Origin of the sequence: Aporhodopirellula aestuarii (assembly GCF_023701485.1) — a bacterium.
In the GTDB taxonomy this organism is placed as follows: domain Bacteria; phylum Planctomycetota; class Planctomycetia; order Pirellulales; family Pirellulaceae; genus Rhodopirellula; species Rhodopirellula aestuarii.
Map to the genome: position 1 here is coordinate 48,773 of NZ_JAMQBK010000082.1, position 1,729 is coordinate 50,501.

At 51.5% G+C, this 1,729-nt stretch carries 1 protein-coding gene; it reads right to left on the reverse strand.

Features of this window, described 5'->3' with window-relative positions; all coding sequences use genetic code 11:
* Positions 1-428: 428 nt before the first annotated feature.
* Positions 429-1,466: a hypothetical protein gene (locus NB063_RS26915; protein ID WP_250932152.1), complete on the reverse strand. Its 1,038-nt coding sequence runs from the start codon at positions 1,464-1,466 to the stop codon at positions 429-431.
* Between the last annotated feature and the right edge of the window lie 263 nt (positions 1,467-1,729).

Here is a 1,729-nt window from a genome sequence, read left to right on the forward strand (position 1 = left end):
CAGCGGAATTGTCGTTGTACCGAATCACTTCTATGTTCCTGCTTAGCTCAGTCCTTTCCGCTTTCGCGGCATGCCGAGTTGTCAGATTGGGATAGACAAAAGCGGCTTGCCTGCGTGAGAGTGGTGAATTCTCACGGTTACAAAACCAAGCAAAAAAGCCGCCATGATTCGCGCGTCAGTGAGTTGAAAGCAGTTGGATCCATCGTCATCGATAATGCGTCATCGCGACACGGCCAATCGATTGATTCTCGTCTTCGCTGCCGTTAGGTTCGTGATCGAAGACTAAACCGCTTCGGCGGTGCTTCGATAGTTGAGCCTCACCAAACCGCTCGACCCATCCGCTTTTCAACGCATCGCGATCAATACTTCTTCTGCACCGACACGTTGATCAGCGCCGAAGTGTTGTCAGCACGAATTGCACGTCGGCGCTAATGCGCGTTTCTTCGTTCAATCGCAGCGTTGATCTCGACTAATTGCTTGAATTGAGGCAATGCAAATCCATTGCCTTCGCGCGCAACAGCCCACGTATACATGCCGCCTGCGTCCATCGTCCGTGTTGTCCATTGAATCGCTTGGTCGGTCGGAAAACCCGCCTTTCCGTTTCGCCATTGTTCCTGAAACGGCATGAAAATGGCCCCGAGAGCTGTTCCTTCGCGGTCATCAGGTTCTCCGCTTTGGTTCATCCAGGGCCCGGCTTCAATGTTTTCGACCATGGCCACATTAGCCAACGTCCATGGTGGCTGAGTTATCATCGGAACGGGGTGTCCCGCGGTATAATCGCATTCCGGGGTTCCCTGTCTGATTGGATAACCGACTTTGGTATGCATCGTAACCATGGCATTCGGATTGCCTGCACGAAGTGCGTTCGCGAAGCGTGATTTCTCTGCATCCGTGGTTTTTGGCGTAACACGATCGACCCACCACCCGTCGATTTTGTCACCATACTTCAGAGAATAGTACTCCATCATTTGGGCCACGCCCTCGTTATGGGTTAATCCGGCCGAAGCGAGATAAGCTCTCCATTTGGCCATTTGCTCTTTTGTGAGATAGCCGCGATCCATGCCGGTCACACTAAAATAGACGAGCACTTTGAGGTTTCTGGCCTTTAACGCATCCACCATCTCGCCGAAAAAGTCGCGTTTTGGAAAGAGATCACTTCCCATGATCGCTTCCATTTTCGGATAGGGAGAAGAATACCAACTGGCTTGATGCCCCCGGCCGATATTGATCATGACATGATTGATGGAGGTTAACTGATCGACTTGTTCCATAAACGCATCGACGTCGAAGTTTTCAGCATTCACTGAATCGTTTTTGTCGTATGCCGTGGGAAGAAGAATACGAACTCCCCAGGTTCCGCTGAAGGGTAATGCGCGAGCGTGCAGCGCCCCCTGTGCGGAAGCGATTCCCGTCGAAGCAAGCAGAAGAACGATTGTGCTGAACGTAGCCCACATGACATTTCTCATCATTCGAATCCTACGGAAATAGTGTGCATTCTCAGCGCTGTTCCCCGTCACAAAACAGGCTTGTTCCAAACAGATAGTTTACTCGCCGATCTTTTTTGGGTACGGCGGCAAATTCGGTGGAACCTTCCATTGCTCGAAGTTCATATCGAGCAATCTTCAGGGCCAGTTGGCTAAGTCTTAGAGTGGGTCGCGACCGCCGATTTTCCGCGGAAGTCATCTTCGTCCGGGAAGTGGGAGTGAAGCCGGGGTATGTCCCGTTTGTT